Source organism: Streptococcus sp. 400_SSPC (assembly GCF_001072745.1).
GTDB lineage: Bacteria > Bacillota > Bacilli > Lactobacillales > Streptococcaceae > Streptococcus > Streptococcus xiaochunlingii.
Window position 1 is genome coordinate 18,135 of sequence record NZ_JVIQ01000007.1, and the last position, 24,017, is coordinate 42,151.

Sequence of the window (24,017 nt, forward strand, 5' to 3'; positions counted from 1 at the left end):
TCAAACCATTAGAAAAAGAGAAGGAGATTGATAGAAGGTATGAAGAATATTTTTTCCCGCTATGTCAGTCAGTTTGATTGGACCAAGATCATGGATGAATTGGTTTCAAAATTGATTTCGTTAGCTATTTTATTTGTTTTATTTTTTCTTGCAAAAAAACTAATCCATAGTTTGGTGAAACGCATCTTGAAGCCTTCTCTGAATTATGTAGGCCAAGACGAAGCGCGTAAGAATACTATTTTAAGGCTGGTAGAGAGTCTGTTGAATTACTGCCTCTATTTTATCCTGATCTACTGGATTCTTTCTATCTTGGGCTTACCAGTCTCCAGTCTCTTAGCAGGTGCAGGAATTGCCGGAGTTGCCATTGGGTTAGGAGCACAGGGCTTCCTATCAGACTTGGTCAATGGGTTCTTTATTCTTCTGGAACGTCAGATAGACGTCGGAGATACCGTTCGTTTGACCAATGGTCCGATTACCATCGCTGGAACCGTCTCTAGTGTGGGCATTCGGACGACTCAGGTGCGAGACGCAGATGGGACCTTGCATTATGTACCCAATCGCAATATTATGGTTGTCAGCAATCTCTCTCGGGGGAACCAGCGCGTCCTCATCGATATGCCAATTTCAGCTCAAACTGACCTAGACAAGATTTATCAAATCTTCCAGCAAGTCAACGATGAACAAGCCCAAAAGCATCCAGAAATCTTAGATGGTCCGACGATTTTAGGCCCTCAAATCGAAAAGGGGACAGGCCGTTATTCCTTCCGCGTCGCCATGATGGTCCAGTCGGGAAGCCAAGTGGCCATTTACCATCTTTATTACAAACTCTATCATGATGCCCTCTTACAAAATGGCATCGAGATTCCAACCACTTTCTCTGTCACACCCTAACAAAAAAAGACCTATTGGTCTTTTTTCTTATTCTAAAATAAGCATGCCATCTTTGACAGCGAAAGGATCTTTCGGATTGATCCGATCGTAGAACATAACGCCATTGATGTGATCGATTTCGTGTTGGACCACAATGGAGTTGTAGCCTTTGAGTTTGATACGGTGCTTTTCTCCGGTTTTGTCATAGTAGTCTACCGTTACACGTGCGTGACGAACCACATAACCAGGAACGTTGCGGTCTACAGAGAGACACCCTTCCCCATCTCCTAGAGCCGCATCTTGGACTGAGTGGGAGACAATTTTAGGATTGTACATGACTTCTTGGATGGAGTAGGCTTCTTTTGGAGGATTTCCTTCTTCGTCCTCTGGATTTGGGACGAGAACGGCAATGATGCGCTTAGAAATGTCCAACTGAGGGGCAGCGAGTCCAACTCCACCTCGGAGACCCAATTTTTCCGCCATGACAGGATCCTGCGAATGGTGCAAGAACTGCATCATTTTTTCCCCTAGGATGATGTCTTGATCTGACAGTGGGAAAGTGACCTCTTCAGCGATAGCACGTAAAGTTGGGTGGCCTTCGCGGATAATATCATTCATATCAATTAGATGGGCAGCTTTTGTAATGGTTTCGATTGCAGACATGTTCTCATTCACTCCTTTTTTCTAGAAACCATCATATCATAAATCCTTTTAGAATGAAAGTTTGCCAATTGATTGATGGGTGCTAATGGACCAGACGGACCGTAAATTAGAAAAGGAAAGAATCCTAGTCCGGTTCATGGTATAATGATAAGAAGAATGAAGGAGACAAGCATGCGTCTAGATAAATATTTAGTGGACTGTGGAGTGGGAAGCCGAACAGAAGTCAAGCAAGTCCTCAAGCAAAAAAAGATTCAGGTCAATGGAAAGGTGGAAACCTCTGCCAAGGTTCATATTGATCCAGATAAGGATCAAGTGACCTATCTGGGAGAAAGTTTATTCCATGAAGAGTTTGTTTACTATCTGCTCAATAAACCCAAAGGGGTCATTTCAGCAACGGAAGATGACCGCCATCAAACAGTCTTAGATTTGTTGGATGACACGGCCAGACACAAGGAAGTCTTTCCAGTTGGACGATTGGATATTGATACCCATGGTTTACTCCTCTTGACCAATAATGGTAAGCTGGCTCATGCCATGCTATCGCCTAAGAAGCATGTGGACAAGGTCTACCGTGCTCAAGTAGCTGGAATCATGACCCAGGAAGATATCGACCGCTTCAAAGAAGGAATAGAATTGAAGGATTTCACCACCCTGCCAGCGGAGTTGGAAATATTGGAGGTCGATCAAGAAGCTAATAGTTGCTTGGTTCAGATCCGCATCGCTGAAGGAAAATTCCATCAGGTCAAGCGCATGGTCGCAGCTTGTGGCAAAGAAGTCACCGATCTCGAGCGGATTTCCATGGGGCCATTGAGCTTGGATCCTAGTCTCGAATTAGGGGAGTGGCGTAGATTGACAGCAGAAGAAATAAAGCTCTTAACTGACTTTCGGGTCAACCTATAATGAGAAGTCATTGTAGTCTTGGGTTTGAAGAACTCTGTTGGAAAAAGCAGAAGTGTTTGACAGAAAGATGAAATCTTGGTAGAATGAATAGGTCGAATAGACAACTAACTCTTTCTTGGTAGCAGGCTATGCCAAACCTGCCACTCGGATAGAGCATAAAGAAAAGGAGCTTATCATGGCAATCTCAAAAGAGAAAAAAAATGAAATCATTGCACAATACGCACGTCACGAAGGTGACACTGGTTCAGTAGAAGTACAAGTTGCTGTCCTTACTTGGGAAATCAACCACTTGAACGACCACATCAAACAACACAAAAAAGACCACGCTACTTACCGTGGTTTGATGAAGAAAATCGGTCGCCGTCGTAACTTGTTGGCTTACCTTCGTAAGAACGACGTTAACCGTTACCGTGAGTTGATCAACTCTCTTGGACTTCGTCGTTAATCATGATGCTAAGGGCGCCAAAAATCCGTATGAAAATAGGGAAACGACACAGTGTTCGATGAACACAAGGAGTTTCATCTTTTTCACTAGGATTTTAGCCCGAGCTCAAAACAGCTCTCTGAATTCAGAGGGCTGTTATTTTTTGCCAAGTGCTTAGGCCGTGTTCAATTGAATTCAAAAAAGTTAAGTTACTCTATTTGTAGAGTAGCTTTTCTTTTTCACTAGAATTATAGTATAATCTCCGGCTGCGGTTCCTAGCATCATGAGGTAAAATAGACCAGATTTATCTCCTTTCGGGGAGATTTTTTGTTTTCAGAAGAAATCTAGTACAATCTTCGGTTCGTCGCCTTGTCTAGAAACGTTTTATACAGCAAGAATGGAGCCCTCTGAATTCAGAGGGCTTTTTTGTTATCTTTTTTTGGACAAGATTCATTATTCTGAGTAAGTCGTTTTGTTTGACAGATGTAATTAACAGAGTTACAATAGACACATCTTAAGAAATAGAGGTTATCGATATGATTGATATTACATATCTAGATGGTGCAAAACAAGAAAGAGTCATGCATTTTGATTCCTATGAAGAATTTGAGCGCTCCCAACAGACCTGCTTGATCGGTGTAGCGGATTACTATCCCGTACAAAAATTGACCTATAATGGGCACGAACTCGATTACCATGGAACTTACGGAGATGTTTTCTTCTATTTGATGAAGCAAGACCTCGATCAATACAAAAACTAAAGGAGAAAAACAATGGCAAAAGCAATTACAGACGCAACATTTGAAGCAGAAACAAAAGAAGGATTGGTCTTGGTAGACTTCTGGGCGACCTGGTGTGGTCCATGTCGTATGCAAGGTCCAATCTTGGATAAATTGTCTGAAGAACTTTCAGAAGATGTCTTGAAAATCGTTAAAATGGACGTTGATGAAAATCCAAATACAGCGCGTGCTTTCGGCATTATGTCTATCCCTACTCTTCTTTTCAAAAAAGATGGACAAGTGGTTAAACAAGTTGCTGGTGTTCACACTGCAGAACAAATCAAGGCTATTGTGGCTGAGTTGGGTTAAAAGCATAAGCACTCCCATTAATAAAATGGGAGTGCTTTTTTATATGATAAATTGCAAGAATAAGTGCAACAGTTAGTATTGAAAAGACTGAATAGCCTCTTTCAACTCATCTTGTAAAAAGTCTCTCTGATCAAGTTGAATATAGACTTCTAACAGACAGGATCTAAGGTTGGAAAATTTATAAAAATCTTCCCTTTCTTCTATTGGAAAGTCAAGCGTTTTTATCCAAGAAGCTACTTGTTCTTGCTCGATTTTCCCTTGCAAAATAGGTTCATAGAGCACTCTAGCTAAACGCCAATCCTCATCATCGGTAAAACGAATTGAAATTCTTTTAAAGACTTGGCCAAGTATGTTCAATCCTTCGTGAACTTTGTTATTAGGAAGGTCTGGATGACAAACTACTTCTGTTAAAAGATCAGCTCCATGCGCAAAAGCGTGAACCCAACCATACTGGCTGGAAAAACCTGTTGTATCCTTTTCTTTTAAAAGATAGTGTAAGCCTTGATCCAGTAAAATATATCTTATATCAGCTTTTAATCTTTGATAAAAAATCGATTGTTGGTTGGCATCTGCAGACAAGAGATTGGCATAAATCAGTGCTCTAAAAGAACGATCAAGTGTCGATAGTCCAATCTTGTCAATCTCTTTTTCTACTCCTTCATCGGATATAATCGTCTCAGAAATGAAATGAAACTGTTCTTGTGTGAAGAGTTCTTCTTGAATCCCTCTAGCCAAGCTTGTAAAAACAAGATCATCGCGAATTTCTGGTGAGGGATCTCCTAAATGTTCCAGCAACCACTGGATTTCTTCTCGGTTATAGCTTGGTTTTTCTTCTGTCACTTTACTTTGTAATTCTTGATACATCCTTAGCACCTCTGCATTTTTACTAGCTTATTTTAGAGTTAGCTGTAGAGGAGTTTATTCTCCCAATTCTGCACTGTAAGCAATAATTTGATCCACTGTGTCTGAAAGGAATTGGATGGTGTCGCGAAGTGGTTTGTCAGTCGAGATATCTGCTCCGATGATCATGGCTGACTCAAGTGGGGTCTTGCTGCCACCTGATTTGAGGAGGTCTAGCCAATCTTTAGCTCCGTTTTCGGAGTTCTTCAAATGCAAGTATCCCGCTGTTGAGATAACCAAGCCAGCTGAGTAGGTGTAGCTGTATAGCCCCATGTAGTAGTGGCTTTGGCGCATCCAGGTCAACGCTGCATCGTCATCGATTTCAACGGCGTCTCCCCAGAATTCGGTCAAGACTTCCTTCATGATGCTGTTGAGCTTGCTAGCGCCGAAGGTACCACCTTCTTCAATCAGGGTGTAGACCTTGCGTTGGAAGGCTGCTTCCAACAAGTGGGTGATGAAGTTGTGGAAGTAGGTGTCAGTCAAACGGTGAGCTAGGGCAAAGCGTTTTTGACGAGGGTCGTCAAACTGGTGTTCCAAGTAGTCGCTGAGGAGGAGCTCGTTAAAGGTAGAAGGAGCTTCCACATAGTAGGTCGACATGTGGGCGTTGAAGTAGCTTTGGTTGTTATCTGAGAAGATGAATTGACCAGAGTGTCCGATTTCGTGGATCAGGGTGTAGACATCGCTCATGCGTCCTGTCCAACTCATGAGGACATAAGGATGGACACGGTAAGGGTCAGCCGCATAACCACCGGAATCCTTGCCTTCATTGGCCGCAAAGTCGACCCAGCGTTCGGTTTGGTAGCGAGCAATTTCGCGGGAGTATTCTTCTCCAAGGGGTGCCACAGATTTCATGACCAAGTCATAAGCGTCATCAATAGTAACATCTGGGTTGAGCGCACTGTCCAAGTCCAACTTCCAATCAGCAAAGGTCATTTTCTCAAGACCGTTGACCTTGGCTACGTGTTTGAGGAATTTTTGAGCGACTGGAGCGAAGCTCTTCATGATCAGGTCAATCTGACGGTCAAACATAGAACGATCCACTTCCTGCTCAGCTAGGAGATAGTCAAAGACAGAGTCGTAGCCCCGCATATCTGCAATCAGCTTTTCAGACTTAACTTGGGCTAGATAGGTAGCAGCAGCCGTGTTTTGGTGCTTGCGAAGACCCTCTGAGAAGGAGCGAAAGGCTTTTTCACGGACTTCCGCATTCTCATGGTTTTGGTAGAAGTTTTCATAAGTAACAAAACTATTTTTGTAGACTTTTCCATCCACTTCAAAATCAGCCATTTCAAAGTCACCTGCCCGCATCTTGGTATAGATGTCTTGCGGTCCGTAGAAGACTTCACCAAGGTTGGTCAAAGTTTTTTCCACGTCAGCTCCTAAGTAGTGGGCTTTTTTGATTTTGGCTTGGCGAATAGCATAAGTGAGGTGAGGGAGTTGCCCCAGGCGTTCGAGGACATCTTCATCCGCTTCTACCAAAGCATCGTCAAAGAAGGAAAGTTCGACGCTTGCCCAAGTTTCGAAATCCATCCCCGCTTGGGCAATTTCCGCAAAAGCTTCATCGCCAAAGTCCGTCGTTTGGGGCATAAAGCTGTAGTTGCCAATGTGGCTGAGTTGAATCTGAATTTGTTCGAAGATAGCAAAGGCAGCTTCAAAGTCTTCAAAAGTGTGGAGCTTGCCCTTGTAGTTGCGGACAAATTCATTGATTTCTTCACGTGTTTTTTCAATGGCGCGCAAGAAGTCTTCCTGGTCTTGGTAGAGGGCTGTGAGGTCCCAGAGTTCATTCTCAGGAAATTCAGAACGTTTTTTTAATTCCATAGTGTTCTCCTTTTGATCAAATAACTATACTCAGTATAGCAGAAAATAGGGGAGAAACCTAGAGAAGAGGGAAGAGGATTGTGTAAAAAATGTTTGAAATAACTTTAATTTTTGATATTCATAATGAAATTAATAATTATGGACAACTTTTATAAATATTCAAGATTTAAAACTATATTTAGGTAGGAAGATGAATGAAATTTTGCTGATATACTAAGTACATCAGAGTATTGCATTCTATGCAATACTCAACACTAATAGCATTAAAGGATATAGCGTTGTATAAACTACTATTTATCGACATTTATATTCTTAATTTTAGTTAAAAACTGCTAATTAGTGATAGGGAGGTAAAATATGGAAACAAGAGAAGAAATTGTTTCAAAATTGGAATTAATTCGAGAGAATATTTTAGGATTTATTCAGGCGCGTTCACGACAGGTTTTTCTTGTCAATCAAATGCGAACTGCAAAATTGATTCAACAAGAAGAATATCAAGATGACACAATATCTCATAAATCTTTAAAAATTGCATTTTCAGTTATGGTATTTTCAAGTATAGCAATACTATTAGGGGATCTATTGTATGTTATATTACTCGGTGCAGTGGATCGATTAATTAGTGATCTCCTCTTTGAAGTTTTATTCTTATCTGGATTTCTATTCCTTTTGTACCGTAGAATGAACGGATCAAAGGATAAGTGGATTTATCCAGCAACACTGATTATGGGAGGAATCTTACTTTTATTCCCTTTGCGCTTACTTTTGACCCCAAATCCTATAACATTAATTTTACTTGGAGTCTCAATTATAGCTACCTATTTTATTATTCAAAATAAGCTTGAATTAATGATCGCGTTTGTGAATAAAGGTATTCGTAGTAAAAATGAACAGCATTTAAGAGATTACCAAGCAATAGTTTCAGAAAACCAACGATTAGAATTGGCCTATCAGCAAGAGGGACGTTTGATGGAAAATTTCCGGAATCAAGCTGTAGCAATTGGTCAAGGATGGTACCCTAAGGATTATTACGCACTAGATGCAGTGAATTATCTAATTCACGCGTTTAATAACTTTAAAGCAGATAACATAAAAGAAGCAATTAATTTATACGATACATATTTAGACCGAGCAGCACGTCGAGCGTTTGAGGCAGAGATGATCGAACTTGAGAAAGAGCAGATTATTAATCAAGAACGGATGATCAAGCTTCAAGAACATGCAAATATTTTAAGTGCAAGACAAATTGCAGAAACACAAGAAGCAGCTGCTGCATCACGTGCGGTAGCAAGTGAACTTGAGAATATTCGTTATGGAAGATAACAAATGTAGGATGTTTATTAGGAAGGAAAGTAATATGAAAAAGGCAGTATATTTGTTGATGTGTTCTAGTTTACTAGTTATTGGTGGGTGTACATTTAATCAAAGAAATCACCCTTTATCACAAGATAACACAAAAGTTTCAGAAAAAAAGACTGGTACAGAACTAATGAACGAGAATGAAGGTGTAGGAGTAATTGATTTTTTTAATAGTACACCTAAAACAATTTTATATGGAATTTCAGGAAGTGATGTCAATAAAAATTCTGAGGTTAAAGCAGTATACGTAATTGAAAAAGGAAAAATGACAAGATATATTCTGAAAGGATATAAAGGTAATACATTATCGGATTTAAAATCAAAATCTGATGAAGAAATTTTAAAAATCGCTAAAAAGTATGATGAAGAATATTTTGAACAGAGAAAAGAGAAAAAAATAAACGCAGCAAATGAAGGTATAAAACAATCAGAGGAAAATATAAGTTCTGGTAATGAAAGTGAAGACTATGGACAAAGTTCTCTTGAAAATTATAAAGCAGCAAAAGAATTTTACTCAAATCTAACATATAAACAATTTAGAAAACCAAATTCAGATATTAAGTTGAAAGCAGATGTATGGACTGATTCATCGGGAAATTATGTCTCCCAAGAAAATTTGATACATATACCTTATGTAGATATGCTGGATTTAAGTGTTGATTTCGAATGGACAAAAGAAGCTCTTGAAAATGAGGTGAAATACTCTGATGCTGTTGATACGAATTTTGAAGCAACACCAATATATGAGAGCATGCCATACACCATTTCTGGGGAGCAATGGATTGGTATTAGAACTGAGGACATGTTATTGAGTAGACAACTTGTAAATAAAAATATAAGATTTGACCTTGATAAAATTGGTACAAAAAATGTTACGGAGAAAGGTTGATCTTCTATCATTTTATGTTGGAGACAATATAAATATATAGAAAAATCATTAGAAGGGATATAGAAATGAATAAATCAACAAAGAGAAGTATTGCTATCGGTGCTACTATTATTGCTGCAACTGCTGTAACTTCAGTTGTACAAGCTGAGGAAACGACAGTTGCTCAACCGCATACAGAAACACCGGTAACTACTTCACATATCGATAAGACTGCTGAGGTTACAAAAGAGGTAGTCGATACAGCAAGAGAGAAAGCTGATGAAGCGGCTAATTCAGTAGCTGAACAAGAAAAGGTTGTCAGTGCAGCTGATCAAAAAGCTAAGGAAGCTGAAGCTACTGAAAAAACGGCTGCTGAAACCTATGAAAAAACAAAAGAAGCTGCTGAAAAAGCAACACCTGAAACAATCGCAAAAGCAGAAGAAACTATCAAAGCAAAAGAAGCTGAAGTGAAAACAGCTGAAGAAGGTGTGAAATCTGCTGAAACAGCGGAATCTGAATCAGAAAAAACTTATGAAGAGACTACTAAACAAGTAGAAGATGAAAAAACCAAAGTCGCATTAGCCAAGGATGAAGTTAAAAAAGCTGAGCAAGCTTTAAGTGAAACAACATTAACCAAAGCACAAGAGACAGTAGCTATTGCAGGGAATAAGTTAAAAGATGCGGAATCAACTGACAAAGCAGCTCAAGACGAATTAACTCGAGCAAAAGAATTCGACGCATCTCGTCAAGCAAAAATTGATGAAACAAAATCAGCTCTCGATAAAGAACGCACTGAAAAGAACGTTCCTGCTCTCGAACAAGGTCTCGCTGATGCAAAAGCTAACGTAGAAGCAAAAGAAAAAGCTCTCGCTGAAACAAAAGCTAAAGCAGGTGTCGCTCAAGCTGAAGTTGATGAGGCTCAAAATGCTCTTGATAAAGCAAACGCGGCTTATCAAGAAAAAGTTGCTAAGTTGAAACAAGATGAAGCCCTCCGTAAAATCGTCGTTCCCGCTGAATACGCAAAACACGATATTACTGACTATACTTGGTTTATCGCTCATCAAGATGAATACATGAAATTGCAACCCGAAATCGACTGGGATGCATATAGTCAAAAAGGCATCGGTGTAAATGGTGAAATCCTCGACTTAGCAAACCTCACTAACGCTCAACGTAAAGAAATCGCTGAATTCGTATCTCAAATGTTGAATGACCTTAACCAACAATATTGGTCTCAACGTGAACCTGGTAAAACCATCACTCCAATCCAATTGACAGTTGGTGGTCAAGAGTTTGCGGATGCTATCGCGCGGGGATACACTAAATATTACAATGAAACAGGCGGAACCCCTGATAAATTTGGATTCGATCCAAACAGAAACTGGGGACACCAACACGCAGTGCTTAATCCATATTATGCATCCGAATCACTCGGTGGACTTTTGCCTGAATGGCATAAAGAAAACTTTGGCGGTTACACTATGTTGAACTTAAAACAAGATATCGCTCAAAACATCCGTAAAATGATGTTCGCTGATGGAAAACAAGCTAACGGTCACACTAAACACTTGATTTCGCTTGAAGGTACAGGTATCGGATTTAGCGTAAGTTCAGGTTCTGTTCACATCTTGTCAACAAGCCTTCCAACAAACCAAGACAAAGGTGATTACATCAGCACAGACGCTGAATACAAAGCATCTTTGACATCATCTGTTGAAAAAGCAGAACAAGTTCTTCAAGTAGCTAAAGCTAAGAAAGCAACTGCTGACCAAACGGTTAAATCTGCTGAAAACGACCTTGCTTCTGCAAAAACAGCTCAAGTTGACGCTCAAACAAAATTGAATGCCGCTCAAAACTCTATTGCTAAAGCTCAAAAAGCTTACGACGACGCACTTGCGGTCAAAGAACAAACTCCTGCAGCTCAAGCCAAAGTTGCCGAAACTGAAAAGGCTCTTGAAACAGCTAAAGCAGAACTCGCGACAGCTCAATCAAATCTTGCAAACTTGCAACAAGTTCGTGCACAACGCGAATATGAATTGAAAGATGCTAAAGCTAAATTGATTGCTCAAGAAGAAGCTCTTAAAGTTGCTCTTAAAACAGCAATCGATGCTGAAAACGATTTGAAAGCAAAAGGTCTTGCAACTACTGAAGCTAAAGCTCAAGTTGAACGCGTTAAACAAGCTGTACAAGACGCAAAAGATTATCTTGAATTGCTCAAGAACGCACCTGTAAAACTTGCTGAAGCTGAAAAAGCATTGACTGAAGCAAAGGCTAAAACAGCTGAGGCTAAAGCAACTCTTGAAACAGAAATCGCAAAACTCGAAGCTTTGAAATTGAAAGCTAAAGCGGCTCAAGAAGATTACACTCGTGTCTTCGAAGCTTATCAAAAACTCGTCAAAGCAAAACAATTGGAAGAAGCAATTCGTCGTGAACAAGAACGCATCAAACACGAAGAAGAAACTCGTCGTGAATCAACTAAAAACAAAGTGACTAAAACAACGACTCCAACTACAACAGTAACACCTGGTGCAATCACACCAGTCGCACCTCAAGTTAATCAAGCAAACACTAAAGAATTGCCATCAACTGGTGAATCTACTAGTGCACTTGGAATTATGGGCGTAGCAATGATGGCTCTAGGTCTTGCTGGATTGAAACGCAAACGCGAATCAAAATAATAAAATAAGGAAAAATCATTATAATTTAGTTAAAGCAAACATGTAAAAATGTTTGCTTTTTAAATTAGATCAGGTTTAGTATAATATTGAGAAGTTTTATAAGGAGACAAACATGAAAAAATTGGAACCTATCTACTAGCTACAACCCTCTTGCTTTCTTTAGTAGCTTGTACTCCGAAGCGGTATGAGCGTAAGCATGGCCCAGTAGGGTCTTCATCAGTCTAAAAGTCATCTGGTGAGGCCCAAGAAAAAGAGAAGATGGAAGAAGTTAAGTCAGATGAAAATGACAAAGAAGCCATTGGGACCTTGTCAAAAGCGGACGAAGAGGATATCTATTCGATCATTGAAAATAGTACATCTTTGACCTATTCCCTTCAGGTGTAACCGACTCGCTTACTGAAGTTGAACAATGATCATAGTGCAGTTGAAGGATACTCACAAGACTTGTTCATTGATTACTACAATACCTACACGCCGGAAATTTATAATTTACAAGATATTATTGAAAAATTGGACGCAGAAGAAACATCGAACTCAATCTGCAGTCTTTCAAAAGACAAGCTGATTCAGCTCACAAATGAAAAGAAAGACGGCTGGATCTATTCGACAAAAGAAAAGGCCTTCTACGAAGTTGTTCCTGGTGGTCGTGGCGGAGCGATGCCACCGATGGAAATCCCTTTACCCGATGAATGGGTGATCAATGAAGATTCGGTTGAAGTGACAACGACCATCCAAGGGACTTCTGAACCTCACAGACGCTTTGTTTTGAAACGCAACAACAAGAACTACAAGGGAGGAGCCTACAAAACACGCTTTTATGTGGACAGCACAGAATTAGTGAAATTGTAAAAATAATCAGAAGCTATATCTAGCTCTAAAATTTTTATATAGAACTTGCTGAAGATTCAAAGAAAAAGGCCCTCAAATCCTTTTTCTTTTGGGCTTGAATATGTTAAAATAAAAGGTATACGTGCTTGGATACAAAGATGAGGATATAACATATAGAAAGGCTCTTGCAATTCCTATCTCTTTGAGTTGGAGGCCGTAGTATCTTGAGTAATTGAATTTTGGCCTCATTTCTTAGGAAAAAAGATAAGCTTCCTAGCACTCATCGAGTGCGACGTCACCTTTCTATTTTTCTACAGAAATGTTCGGCAAGCCGAATCGTCCAAAATATCTTGATCTTTGTAGGCAAGTCGTATAATTTTATCAATCCAAAGGGGATTACAATGACAAAACAAGTGTTTCAAACGACTTTTGCGGGTCGTGAGTTGATCGTAGAGACTGGTCAGGTTGCTAAGCAAGCAAATGGCTCTGTTGTGGTACGTTACGGTGAGTCAACTGTCTTGACGGCTGCCGTTATGTCTAAGAAGATGGCAACTGGGGATTTCTTCCCACTTCAAGTCAACTACGAAGAAAAAATGTATGCGGCTGGGAAATTTCCTGGTGGCTTTATGAAACGAGAAGGTCGTCCTTCAACAGATGCGACCTTGACAGCGCGTTTGATTGACCGACCGATCCGTCCCATGTTTGCGGAAGGTTTCCGTAACGAAGTGCAAGTGATCAACACAGTTCTTTCTTATGATGAAAATGCATCTGCACCAATGGCAGCTATGTTTGGTTCATCATTAGCCTTGTCTATCTCAGATATTCCATTTGACGGACCAATCGCTGGGGTACAAGTAGGTTATGTGGATGGCCAAATCATCATCAACCCAACGCAAGAACAAGCTGAGCGCTCTCTTCTTGAATTGACAGTAGCTGGTACGAAGCATGCTATCAACATGGTAGAGTCTGGTGCTAAAGAATTGTCAGAAGAAATCATGTTGGAAGCCCTTCTTAAAGGACACGAAGCTGTTAAAGAATTGATTGCCTTCCAAGAAGAAATCGTAGCGGCAGTTGGTAAAGAAAAAGCAGAAGTAGAATTGCTTCATGTAGATGCTGACTTGCAAGCTGAAATCATCGCAGCCTACAACAGCGACCTTCAAAAAGCTGTTCAAGTTGAAGAAAAATTGGCGCGTGAAGCTGCGACTCAAGCAGTGAAAGACCAAGTAACGGCTGTTTACGAAGAAAAATATGCAGACCACGAAGAGTTTGAACGCGTCATGCGCGACGTGGCTGAAATCTTGGAACAAATGGAACATGCAGAAGTGCGCCGTTTGATCACAGAAGATAAGGTTCGTCCGGATGGCCGTAAGGTCGACGAAATTCGTCCTTTGGATGCGCAAGTGGACTACCTTCCTCGTGTACACGGTTCAGGTCTCTTCACTCGTGGACAAACGCAAGCCCTTTCTGTCTTGACTTTGGCGCCAATGGGTGAAACGCAAATCATCGATGGTTTGGATCCAGAGTACAAGAAACGCTTTATGCACCACTACAACTTCCCACAATATTCTGTAGGGGAAACAGGTCGTTACGGTGCGCCTGGTCGTCGTGAAATTGGTCACGGTGCTCTTGGTGAGCGTGCTCTTGCTCAAGTATTGCCAAGCTTAGAAGAATTCCCATATGCGATTCGTTTGGTAGCAGAAGTCTTGGAATCAAATGGTTCATCTTCTCAAGCATCTATCTGTGCGGGAACACTTGCCCTTATGGCTGGTGGTGTGCCAATCAAGGCGCCAGTAGCAGGTATTGCCATGGGTCTCATCTCAGATGGAAACAACTACACAGTATTGACAGATATCCAAGGTTTGGAAGACCACTTTGGAGATATGGACTTCAAGGTTGCAGGTACGCGTGACGGGATTACAGCCCTTCAGATGGATATCAAGATCCAAGGGATTACTGCAGAAATCTTGACTGAAGCGCTTGCTCAAGCCAAGAAAGCTCGTTTTGAAATCCTTGACGTGATTGAAGCAACGATTCCAGAAGTTCGTCCAGAATTGGCTCCAACTGCTCCGAAAATTGATACCATCAAGATTGATGTGGACAAGATCAAGATTGTCATCGGTAAGGGTGGAGAAACCATCGATAAGATCATCGCTGAAACAGGCGTTAAGATTGATATCGACGAAGAAGGAAATGTGTCTATCTACTCGAGTGACCAAGCTGCCATTAACCGCGCTAAAGAAATCATTGCTGGTTTGGTGCGTGAAGCCAAGGTGGATGAAGTCTACCATGCCAAAGTGGTTCGGATCGAGAAATTTGGTGCCTTTGTCAACCTCTTTGACAAGACAGAAGCCCTTGTTCACATCTCTGAAATGGCTTGGACTCGCACCAACCGTGTCGAAGACCTGGTAGCCATCGGTGATGAAGTCGATGTGAAGATTATCAAGATTGACGAAAAAGGTCGTGTAGATGCTTCAATGAAGGCACTCTTGCCACGTCCGCCAAAACCGGAACATGCAGAAGAAAAAGGTGAAAAGGGTCCTCGTCATGGCGACCGTCCTCGTCACCACAAACCTAGAAAAGATTTTGCCAAAGATGCAGGCGAAGCAACGAAAGAATAAGCATTTAAAAGAAAGGAGCACGGTATGGGATGGTGGCGTGAAACCATTGATATTGTAAAAGAAAATGACCCAGCAGCACGTACCTCGCTGGAGGTCCTCTTGACCTATCCAGGCGTTAAAGCGTTAGCTGCTCACCGTGTTTCTCACTTTTTGTGGAATCATGGCTTTAAGCTTCTAGCTCGGATGCACAGTCAGTTCTGGCGTTTTTGGACCCAGATCGAAATCCATCCAGGTGCGACCATTGCTTCGGGTGTCTTTATCGACCATGGAGCAGGCCTCGTTATTGGGGAAACAGCTATTATTGAAAAAGGGGTTATGCTCTACCACGGGGTGACGCTCGGTGGAACTGGAAAGGATGCAGGGAAGCGCCATCCAACGGTTCGTGAAGGAGCTTTGGTCTCCGCTCATGCTCAGGTCATCGGCCCGATTGAGATTGGGGCCAAGGCCAAAGTAGGAGCAGGGGCTGTCGTGGTCTCAGATGTACCGAGTGATGTGACTGTTGTCGGAGTCCCTGCCAAGATTGTTCGTGTTCACGGTAAGAAGGATGAGCCAATCATTCACCAGGAAGAAGAAAAGCGTGAATACTACGTGAATAAGATGGAGCACGCCAAGGAAGCCAGTCACCATTCATCAAGTCTTTAGAAAAGGTTGGCAAAGTTATCGAAGTGAAATATGACAGGAGGAACCGACCTGTCAGATTTATCAGATGCTATTTTGAACCAGGTAGTCCTTGAACTGAAAGAAGGCTTGGAGTCAATTTCGCAAGAGTAAAGTCTATCAGTTCTTCTACACAGCTGACTATGTGGATCATCATAACCGAACCTGGGATACCCGCCATGAAGAGCGGACAGCTGATGCCATGACTTTTTTCACTATCGCTTTGACAATAGCAAAGGAACTAGAAAGGTAACTACAAGAATGGCAGTATATTTTTACGGCTGTACCACCATGGATGGCTACTTGGCAGACAGCCAGCACAGGATAGACTGGCTGCATCAGCTTGGTTCTGTAGAGGATACAGGCTATGATGACTTTTACAGGCAAATGGATATCACTATCATGGGCAAGCGGACCTTTGAGGAAATCCAAGATTTGCAAGATGTAGAAAGTTTTTATCAAGCTACGGAAAACTATGTCTTTACGCATGATAGGCACCTGCCTGTCAGCAATTACCAGCCAGTAGCTGGGGATGTGGTGGACTTTGTTCGCCAGATTGACAAAGGCAAAAATGTCTTTGTGATTGGTGGTAATTCCTTGGTAGGACCGCTCTTGGATGCGGATCTTTTCGACCACCTCATTATTCAGATAGCGCCCCTTATCCTAGGAAAGGGGGTTCCCCTCTTTACCCAAGAGGAAGGGCAGCGCTTTTACCAACTGGATAGCCTCAGACAATTTGGCCCTTTTGCAGAGCTGGTTTTCAGTCGAAAAAGTCAGAAATAGAGAAGGGAGTGGACCGCATGATTAAAATTTATGACACCATGTCTCGTGATTTGCGAGAATTTGTCCCCATCGAAGAAGGAAAGGTCCGCATGTATGTTTGTGGGCCAACAGTTTACAACTATATCCACGTGGGGAATGCCCGTTCAACGGTAGCCTTTGACACGATTCGTCGCTATTTTGAGTATCGCGGCTATGAGGTTAACTACATTTCCAACTTTACGGATGTGGATGATAAGATTATCAACCGTGCCAAAGAAGAAGGTATTACTCCTCAGGAAGTGGCAGACAAGTACATTGCGGCCTTTCGTGAGGATGTGACGGCTCTCGGCGTGAAACCTGCAACCCGCCACCCTCGTGTGGTCGAGTTTATGGACGACATCATCCGTTTTGTCGCTGATTTAATCGAAAAAGGCTATGCCTACGAGAGCCAAGGGGATGTTTATTTCCGTGTGGAAAAATCCCAGAACTATGCTAAATTGGCTAATAAAACCCTGGAAGACTTAGAGCTAGGAGCTTCAGGTCGTACAGATGAAGAAACAACTCGCAAGGAAAATCCAGTCGACTTTGCCCTTTGGAAAGCTGCGAAGCCGGGTGAAGTTTCTTGGGACAGCCCTTGGGGACCTGGTCGTCCTGGCTGGCACATTGAGTGTTCGGTCATGTCAACGGGGATTTTAGGGGATACTATTGATATCCACGGTGGTGGGGCCGATCTTGAGTTTCCACACCATACTAATGAAATTGCTCAGTCTGAAGCTAAAACAGGCAAGACTTTTGCCAATTACTGGATGCACAATGGCTTTGTCAATATTGATAATGTCAAGATGTCCAAGTCCTTAGGCAACTTTATCACTGTGCATGATGCATTGAAGACTATTGACGGCCAAGTGCTTCGCTTCTTCTTTGCAACCCAGCACTATCGCAAGCCCATTAACTTCACAGAAAAAGCGGTGCGCGATGCGGAGACCAACCTCAAGTATTTGAAAAATACCTATGAGCAACCGTTCACAGGAGAAGTGTATCCAGCAGACTTGCAAGGCTTTGTGGACAAATTTATCGCGGCTATGGATGAAGATATCAATGCGGCAAACGGCATCACTGTCGTCTTTGAATTGGCTAAATGGATCAATTCAGGTCACTACAACCAAGACGTCAAGGATGCCTTGACCAAGATGTTAGAAGTCTTTGGAGTGGTCTTTGTCGAAGAAGTCTTGGATGCGGACATTGAAGCCTTGATCGCTGAACGTCAGGAAGCGCGGGCTAATAAAGATTTTGCGCGAGCAGATGCCATTCGCGATGAATTAGCTGCGCAAGGAATCAAGCTCTTGGATACAAAAGAAGGTGTAAGGTGGACACGTGATTGATGTCAATCTAATCAATGGGATTGCCCTGGCCTTTGAGGGAGATGCGGTTTATTCTATGTATATTCGCAAGCACCTGATTTTGCAAGGGATGACCAAGCCCAATAAACTTCATCAGGCAGCTACCCGCTACGTCTCTGCCAAGGCCCAGGCTAATCTGATTGCGATGATGTTAGAAGATGAGTTTTTGACAGAGAAAGAAGTCGAGATCTATAAGCGCGGTCGCAATACCAATAGCCATACCAAGGCAAAAAATGCAGATGTCGTGACCTATCGCATGTCGACGGGTTTTGAAGCGGTCATGGGTTACCTGCATCTGACGGATGAAATCAGCCGCTTAGAGGAAATGGTAGCTTGGTGTATCCAAAAAGTGGAAGAAGGAACAAAATAGTGAAAAATATCAGAGAGTGGTTCCCTCAGGCAGAGGTGACGGATCACCCCAAACCACCAGCTGGTTATGTAGCTATTCCCCTGCAGGCCCAGCAATGGTTGCTACTGAAGGAAGAAGAGCTAACCGAGCGAGAGAAACAATTGATTTCCTGGTTGGGCAGTGAGGAAGATTTTGACCCCAATCCTTGGTACCAATACTTGATTGATGGAAAGGGAGAAGCCCCTCAAGTCATCAAAAAAATGCAACTTGTCTATTGCCACCTCTCGCACTCGACAGCGGAAGGAACGGCTTCCTGGTTAGAGATGATGCAGACGCTTTTGCCCAACTTTCGGGCAGTCTTGCAGCTGAGTGGACAGGACTACGTACTCATTCTAGACCAAGAGAAGTCACTGGCAGTGGCTGATATCTTAAAAGATACCGTTTCTGCCATGGAGTATGATTTTAACATTCGTTTATCCATCATGGTCGGGCAGGTATGGACCGAGTCAAAAGCTGGGAAAGTATCCCCGGTCATCCGAGCAGAACGGGCAGCCTTTCGATCTTGGATCCGAGAAGGCCATCAAGGTGTTTGCCGCTTTTCTCAACTCTACCTGTGGGGAATCGAGCAGGCAAATTTGGATCTCCATCCTATCAAAGAAGCCTTGCATCAGTTAATTGGAAGTCAAGACCAGTTGCAGGATATCATTGTCGCCCTCTGGGACAACGGGGCAGTTGTAACCAAGGCAGCCCAGCAACTTTATCTCCATCGTAATTCCCTTCAATACAAGATTGACAAGTGGGAAGAGCTAACGGGTCTCCAGTTAAAGAATCTGACGGATCTAGCCCTTTGTTACCATTTGGTTCTACAGGATGTGATTTAACGGAATGAATTGAGAGTTTTGTGCAACTTGCACAAAACTCTTTTTCTTTTTTGTGAGATCTGACATAGATTTATAAAGCGTTTTCATTTACAATAGAACTATAAAAATCAAAGGAGTACCATCATGGTAGAATTAAATCTTAAAAATATTTACAAAAAATATCCAAACAGCGAACACTATTCAGTTGAAGATTTCAACTTGGACATCAAAGACAAAGAATTTATCGTTTTCGTAGGTCCTTCAGGATGTGGTAAATCAACAACTCTTCGTATGATCGCTGGTCTCGAAGATATCACAGAAGGTGAATGTTCAATCGATGGTACTGTTGTAAATAACGTAGCACCTAAAGACCGTGACATCGCCATGGTATTCCAAAACTACGCTCTTTACCCACACATGACTGTGTACGATAACATGGCCTTTGGTTTGAAATTGCGTAAATACAGCAAGGAAGATATCGACAAACGTGTACAAGAAGCAGCTGAAATCCTTGGCTTGAAGGAATTCTTGGATCGTAAACCAGCTGACCTTTCTGGTGGTCAACGTCAACGTGTGGCTATGGGACGTGCCATTGTCCGTGATGCAAAAGTGTTCTTGATGGACGAACCTTTGTCAAACTTGGATGCTAAACTTCGTGTATCCATGCGTGCTGAAATCGCGAAAATCCACCGCCGTATCGGAGCTACAACCATCTACGTAACTCACGACCAAACAGAAGCGATGACATTGGCTGACCGTATCGTTATCATGTCTGCTACTAAAAACCCAGCTGGTACTGGTACAATTGGACGTGTGGAACAAATTGGTTCTCCGCAAGAAGTGTACAAAAACCCAGTTAACAAATTCGTAGCTGGATTTATCGGAAGCCCTGCTATGAACTTCATTAACGTGAAGTTGGAAGGTGGACACATCGTTGCCAATGGATTGAATTTGAAAGTTCCTGAAGGTGCTTTGAAAGTCTTGAAAGAAAAAGGCTATGATGGTAAAGAATTGATCTTTGGTATCCGCCCAGAAGACGTGAATACAGAAGCTGCTTTCCTTGAAACTTTCCCAGAATCAGTCGTAAAAGCTACCATCTCTGTATCTGAGTTGCTCGGTTCAGAATCTCACTTGTACTGCCAAGTTGGTGACAACGAATTCATCGCAAAAGTGGATGCGCGTGACTATCTTGGAACTGGTGAAACCATCGAGCTTGGATTTGACTTGAACAAAGCTCACTTCTTCGACAAAGAAACTGAAAAGACAGTATACTAATATCTACTGACGCTTTAGAGACTGAGACAATGTGTCTCGGTCTCTTTCATTTTAAGGAGACAAAACATGGAAAAAGACTGGTGGAAGGGGAAGGTCGCTTATCAGATCTACCCAAAAAGCTTCAAAGACAGCAATGGAGATGGTGTTGGGGACATAAAAGGAATCACGGAGAAACTCGATTACCTTCAAGACTTAGGGATTGATATTCTCTGGCTATCTCCTGTTTACAAGAGTCCGTTTATTGACCAGGGATATGATATTTCTGACTATTATGCCATTGATCCTCTCTTTGGGACCATGGAAGATATGGAAGAGCTGATCGCGGAGGGCAAGAAGCGGGGCATTGCCATCATCATGGACTTGGTGGTCAATCATTGCTCCAGTCATCACGAGTGGTTCCAAAAGGCTCTAGCGGATCCAGATGGCCCTTATGCGGACTACTTTTACTTCATCGAAAGCGACAAGGAACCCAACAACTGGGAAAGTTACTTTGGAGGCAGTGTCTGGGAACCTGTTCCTGGCACCAACAAATACTATCTCCATTCTTTCCACAAGGATCAGCCAGACCTCAATTGGCAAAATCCTGTCTTGCGCGAAGAGATTTATAAGATGATCAACTGGTGGTTGGACAAGGGAATTGCGGGATTCCGGATTGACGCTATCATCAATATCAAAAAAGACCTAGAATGGCGTTCGCTTCCGTCCGATCGTGACAATGGCCTGGTCCCAGTGCCGGAATCGCTGGTCAATGCCCAACCGATTGAACCTTTCTTGCAAGAGTTGAAGGAGCGGACTTTTGCCAAGTACAATGCCTTCACAGTAGGGGAAGTTTTCAATGAAACCGATGATGAACTGCATTTCTTCATTGGAAAAGATGGCGTCTTCTCTTCCATCTTTGACTTCAAACAAACCATGCTGGGGCAAGAAGGAAAAGGCTGGTTTGACCATAGTCTTCCGACAGCAGATGAACTCAAGGAAAGTATTTTCCAAGCCCATGAGCGTGCAGATAGTATTGGGGTCCTCTCGACCATTATCGAAAATCACGATGAGCCTCGTGGGGTGTCCCATTATATTGCAGAAGGTCCAGTAAACGATACCAGTAAAAAAGCCCTAGGAACCATTCAGGTTTTGCGTAAGGGAATTCCTTTTATCTACCAAGGCCAAGAAATTGGGATGGAAAACCAAGTCTTCGAATCAGTGGAGGACTTTGATGATATCGCAACCATCAATGGCTACCATGTGGCTAAAGAAGCTGGTTTGAGCGAGGAAGAAGCCTTGGCGGCGATAGCTAATTACAGTCGAGACAATGCGCGGACGCCCATGCAATGGTCAGCAGAGCCAGGTCTGGGCTTTAGTGATGGGCCAGCCTGGTTGATCAGTCCTAAACCAGATGTTGCTATCAATGTGGAAGACCAGGAAAAGGATCCAAATTCCATCTTGAATTATTACCGCCAGTTGACGGCCTTGTATCGCCATCACCTCTACGGAAATACCATCCGGTTTGGAGATATGATTCCAGCTTATCGAGACCGTGAGAACATCATCGCCTTTGAACGTCGTGGGGACAAGCGTCTCTTGGTGATCAGCAATTTCCAAAATCGCCAGGCCACCTTGGAGTTGCCAGCTCTGATTAAAACGGTTATTTTAAATAATACTGTAGGATTATTCCAAGAAGGAGACCAAGTATTAGAATTGGCCCCTTACCAAACTATCGTGCTAGAATTAGCAGAATAGAAAGAACCTTCGCGTCTGCGAAGGTTCTTTTCATGTCATCCAAGTCTACACCTGGAACTTACTCAACTTCTTTCTTTTTCAAGAGGAGGAAGTTTTTCTCTTGAAATTCGTTACAGATTGATGGCAAAGAAAAAGAGCTGGGAAAATCTTCCCAGTCTCTAAAGAAGGGTTTATGCTTGAAGTTCCTTCTGGTAGGTTTGATAGAATTCCACCTTAATGGAGATGAAGGTTTCAAGATCACGGAGGAGTTGCAGAAGGGTCGCTCGGGTTTCAAATTCTTGACGAGATCGAGGGAGAGGTCGCTCACGAAAGACTGCTAGATAGCGGTTGATTTCGTCAAGTAGGAATTGAGCTGGATTTTCCTGACTGAGCTGGCTGGCTGTTTTAGCAAAGAGTTGGGCCAAAATAAGACTCTCGCTCGCAGCTAATTGGCAGTTGTTTACATTATTGGCCATGTCCCGCAGGATATTATTTTGGCGCTTGCGCATCTCAAAATAGTGGATATGGTAGTTGGTCTGATGGAAGAGGTGGTTGGAATGGTCTAAATAGACTAGATCGAGAGCTTCTTTTAAGATGGTATCTAGCTCACGAATCAAGCTGGCATCGTTGCTCCCATCTCCTTTTCCTAGAAACTCTGCAAAGCGATAGAGAATCTTCTTGAGTTGCTCCTCGACAATTTCATGATAGCGATCAATTTCTTCCTGTCGAGAAGGCATATAGAGATTGGCTAGGAGGGCAAAGCTGGTTCCGATTAGGAAAATAGCTACTTCATTTCCCAATAAAGAAAGGGAAGTGGATTTTTCTAGCAGGAGATGGGTAACCAGGACAGAGCTGGGCGTGATGCCAATTTCCCAGCCTTGTAGGAAGGCAAGGGGGACATAGGTGACCAGATAAAAACCAAGGGCCCAGAGATTGAAGCCGAGAATCTGAAAGGCTAAGCTTCCAAGGAGGAGGGCAAGAAGCATGGACATAAAGCGATTATAGGCTAGTTTGGCGGTGCTTCGACGGGTATCGCTAATACTGAGGATGGCAATGATCCCCGCAGAGGTGGCGTAGGACAGACCCAAAAACTCTGCAAGCAAGATGGCTAAACAGGTGGCGAGAACCATCTTGATGGTTCGGTGAATAAGTGGCATAATGCTGATTCTTTCCTTTTTCTAAACTAGTTTCATTATACCACAAGCAAAGTGCCCTACTTCAAATGTTTCACCAGATATGGCAATTGTGTTATACTAGTTTCATGGAAAAAAACGATATTGTTTATGGCGTTCATGCCGTTACAGAAGCACTAGTCGCAAATACAGGAAATAAATTGTATATCCAGGATGATTTGCGTGGAAAAAATGTAGAAAAAATCAAAGATCTAGCAGCGGAAAAAAAGGTCTCCATTTCTTGGACCCCTAAGAAGACCTTGCAAGAAATGACAGAAGGAGCTGTCCACCAAGGTTTTGTCTTACGGGTTTCAGAATTTGCCTATACGGACTTGACTGAGATCTTGACCCAGGTAGCTAATCAAGACAATCCCTTGCTCTTGATTTTGGATGGCTTGACCGATCCGCATAACTTGGGATCCATCCTGCGAACAGCCGATGCTACTCAGGTAGCAGGAGTCATCATTCCCAAGCACCGTGCTGTTGGGGTGACCCCTGTTGTTGCCAAGACCTCAACTGGGGCAGTGGAGCATGTCCCTATTGCTCGAGTGACCAACCTTAGCCAAACCTTGGACAAGCTTAAAGAAGCAGGTTTTTGGATCTTTGGAACCGATATGAATGGAACGCCCTCTCACAAATGGAATACCAGTGGGAAGCTAGCCCTCATTATTGGCAACGAAGGCAAGGGCATTTCGGCCAATATTAAAAAGCAAGTGGATGAAATGATTACTATTCCCATGCAGGGCCATGTCCAAAGTCTGAATGCCAGTGTCGCAGCAGCGATCCTTATGTATGAGGTCTTTCGCAATAAATTATAA

23 protein-coding genes and 2 pseudogenes are annotated in these 24,017 nt (G+C 42.5%); 21 read left to right on the forward strand and 4 right to left on the reverse strand.

What is annotated here, in order from left to right:
• The first annotated feature begins 39 nt into the window (after positions 1-39).
• Positions 40-891 (forward strand): mechanosensitive ion channel family protein, encoded by an 852-nt coding sequence (locus tag ADH49_RS01420; protein ID WP_048688438.1) that lies wholly within the window; start codon positions 40-42, stop codon positions 889-891.
• A gap of 27 nt (positions 892-918) precedes the next feature.
• On the opposite strand, the gene def is transcribed toward ADH49_RS01420, so the two are convergent.
• A complete protein-coding gene (def, locus tag ADH49_RS01425; RefSeq protein ID WP_048688441.1) occupies positions 919-1,533 on the reverse strand; it encodes a peptide deformylase in 615 nt (204 codons plus the stop codon).
• Positions 1,534-1,704: 171 nt separating this feature from the next.
• Between def and ADH49_RS01430 the strand changes: the two genes are divergently transcribed.
• The 4 genes from ADH49_RS01430 to trxA all read left to right on the forward strand — a co-directional run bounded on the left by ADH49_RS01430 (position 1,705) and on the right by trxA (position 3,945).
• A complete protein-coding gene (locus tag ADH49_RS01430; protein ID WP_048688444.1) occupies positions 1,705-2,433 on the forward strand; it encodes a pseudouridine synthase in 729 nt (242 codons plus the stop codon).
• Between the two features lie 175 nt (positions 2,434-2,608).
• Complete coding sequence (gene rpsO, locus ADH49_RS01435) at positions 2,609-2,878, forward strand: 30S ribosomal protein S15 (RefSeq protein ID WP_004193424.1); 270 nt, start codon at positions 2,609-2,611, stop codon at positions 2,876-2,878.
• A gap of 515 nt (positions 2,879-3,393) precedes the next feature.
• Positions 3,394-3,618 carry a DUF4649 family protein gene (locus tag ADH49_RS01440; RefSeq protein ID WP_003010037.1) on the forward strand — a complete coding sequence of 75 codons (225 nt, stop codon included), beginning with the start codon at positions 3,394-3,396 and terminating at the stop codon, positions 3,616-3,618.
• Between the two features lie 12 nt (positions 3,619-3,630).
• Positions 3,631-3,945, forward strand: a complete 315-nt coding sequence (gene trxA, locus ADH49_RS01445) for a thioredoxin (protein WP_048688449.1) — start codon at positions 3,631-3,633, stop codon at positions 3,943-3,945.
• 72 nt (positions 3,946-4,017) lie between these two features.
• Here trxA and ADH49_RS01450 read toward each other — a convergent pair whose 3' ends face one another.
• Together ADH49_RS01450 and pepF are read right to left on the reverse strand one after the other, a co-directional pair.
• On the reverse strand, positions 4,018-4,809 hold the full coding sequence (locus tag ADH49_RS01450; RefSeq protein ID WP_048688452.1) for a DUF2785 domain-containing protein: 792 nt from the start codon (positions 4,807-4,809) through the stop codon (positions 4,018-4,020).
• A gap of 54 nt (positions 4,810-4,863) precedes the next feature.
• Positions 4,864-6,660, reverse strand: a complete 1,797-nt coding sequence (gene pepF, locus ADH49_RS01455; protein WP_048688455.1) for an oligoendopeptidase F — start codon at positions 6,658-6,660, stop codon at positions 4,864-4,866.
• 357 nt (positions 6,661-7,017) lie between these two features.
• Between pepF and ADH49_RS01460 the strand changes: the two genes are divergently transcribed.
• The 15 genes and pseudogenes from ADH49_RS01460 to ADH49_RS01520 all read left to right on the forward strand — a co-directional run bounded on the left by ADH49_RS01460 (position 7,018) and on the right by ADH49_RS01520 (position 22,048).
• Entirely contained in the window at positions 7,018-7,983 is a 966-nt protein-coding gene (locus tag ADH49_RS01460; protein ID WP_048688457.1) for a hypothetical protein, read from the forward strand.
• A gap of 34 nt (positions 7,984-8,017) precedes the next feature.
• Positions 8,018-8,908 (forward strand): hypothetical protein, encoded by an 891-nt coding sequence (locus ADH49_RS01465; protein WP_048688459.1) that lies wholly within the window; start codon positions 8,018-8,020, stop codon positions 8,906-8,908.
• Between the two features lie 65 nt (positions 8,909-8,973).
• A complete protein-coding gene (locus tag ADH49_RS01470) occupies positions 8,974-11,565 on the forward strand; it encodes an SEC10/PgrA surface exclusion domain-containing protein (protein ID WP_048688462.1) in 2,592 nt (863 codons plus the stop codon).
• A gap of 258 nt (positions 11,566-11,823) precedes the next feature.
• A complete protein-coding gene (locus ADH49_RS10410; protein ID WP_275043226.1) occupies positions 11,824-11,949 on the forward strand; it encodes a hypothetical protein in 126 nt (41 codons plus the stop codon).
• A 60-nt stretch (positions 11,950-12,009) separates the two neighbouring features.
• Positions 12,010-12,414, forward strand: a complete 405-nt coding sequence (locus tag ADH49_RS10315; RefSeq protein ID WP_239681808.1) for a hypothetical protein — start codon at positions 12,010-12,012, stop codon at positions 12,412-12,414.
• Between the two features lie 380 nt (positions 12,415-12,794).
• Complete coding sequence (pnp, locus tag ADH49_RS01480) at positions 12,795-15,011, forward strand: polyribonucleotide nucleotidyltransferase (RefSeq protein ID WP_048688466.1); 2,217 nt, start codon at positions 12,795-12,797, stop codon at positions 15,009-15,011.
• Between the two features lie 24 nt (positions 15,012-15,035).
• Positions 15,036-15,653, forward strand: coding sequence for a serine O-acetyltransferase (gene cysE, locus ADH49_RS01485; RefSeq protein ID WP_048688470.1), 618 nt, complete (start codon positions 15,036-15,038; stop codon positions 15,651-15,653).
• Positions 15,654-15,683: 30 nt separating this feature from the next.
• Positions 15,684-15,779: pseudogene (locus ADH49_RS10445) on the forward strand (bacteriocin); the annotation flags it as partial.
• Positions 15,757-15,921: pseudogene (locus ADH49_RS09635) on the forward strand (phosphorylase); the annotation flags it as partial. The pseudogenes ADH49_RS10445 and ADH49_RS09635, both read left to right, overlap by 23 nt.
• An 8-nt stretch (positions 15,922-15,929) precedes the next feature.
• Positions 15,930-16,451: a dihydrofolate reductase family protein gene (locus tag ADH49_RS01495; RefSeq protein ID WP_048688474.1), complete on the forward strand. Its 522-nt coding sequence runs from the start codon at positions 15,930-15,932 to the stop codon at positions 16,449-16,451.
• A gap of 17 nt (positions 16,452-16,468) precedes the next feature.
• Complete coding sequence (gene cysS, locus ADH49_RS01500; protein WP_048688478.1) at positions 16,469-17,812, forward strand: cysteine--tRNA ligase; 1,344 nt, start codon at positions 16,469-16,471, stop codon at positions 17,810-17,812.
• Positions 17,805-18,200 (forward strand): Mini-ribonuclease 3, encoded by a 396-nt coding sequence (locus ADH49_RS01505; RefSeq protein WP_048688481.1) that lies wholly within the window; start codon positions 17,805-17,807, stop codon positions 18,198-18,200. Before cysS ends, ADH49_RS01505 begins: the two co-directional genes overlap by 8 nt.
• Entirely contained in the window at positions 18,200-19,060 is an 861-nt protein-coding gene (locus tag ADH49_RS01510; RefSeq protein ID WP_048688485.1) for a helix-turn-helix domain-containing protein, read from the forward strand. Before ADH49_RS01505 ends, ADH49_RS01510 begins: the two co-directional genes overlap by 1 nt.
• A 123-nt stretch (positions 19,061-19,183) precedes the next feature.
• A complete protein-coding gene (locus tag ADH49_RS01515) occupies positions 19,184-20,314 on the forward strand; it encodes an ABC transporter ATP-binding protein (RefSeq protein ID WP_006595597.1) in 1,131 nt (376 codons plus the stop codon).
• 66 nt (positions 20,315-20,380) lie between these two features.
• Entirely contained in the window at positions 20,381-22,048 is a 1,668-nt protein-coding gene (locus ADH49_RS01520; RefSeq protein ID WP_048688489.1) for an alpha-glucosidase, read from the forward strand.
• Between the two features lie 170 nt (positions 22,049-22,218).
• On the opposite strand, the gene ADH49_RS01525 is transcribed toward ADH49_RS01520, so the two are convergent.
• Positions 22,219-23,184, reverse strand: a complete 966-nt coding sequence (locus ADH49_RS01525; RefSeq protein WP_048688492.1) for an aromatic acid exporter family protein — start codon at positions 23,182-23,184, stop codon at positions 22,219-22,221.
• Positions 23,185-23,288: 104 nt separating this feature from the next.
• Between ADH49_RS01525 and rlmB the strand changes: the two genes are divergently transcribed.
• Complete coding sequence (gene rlmB / locus ADH49_RS01530) at positions 23,289-24,017, forward strand: 23S rRNA (guanosine(2251)-2'-O)-methyltransferase RlmB (RefSeq protein ID WP_048688495.1); 729 nt, start codon at positions 23,289-23,291, stop codon at positions 24,015-24,017.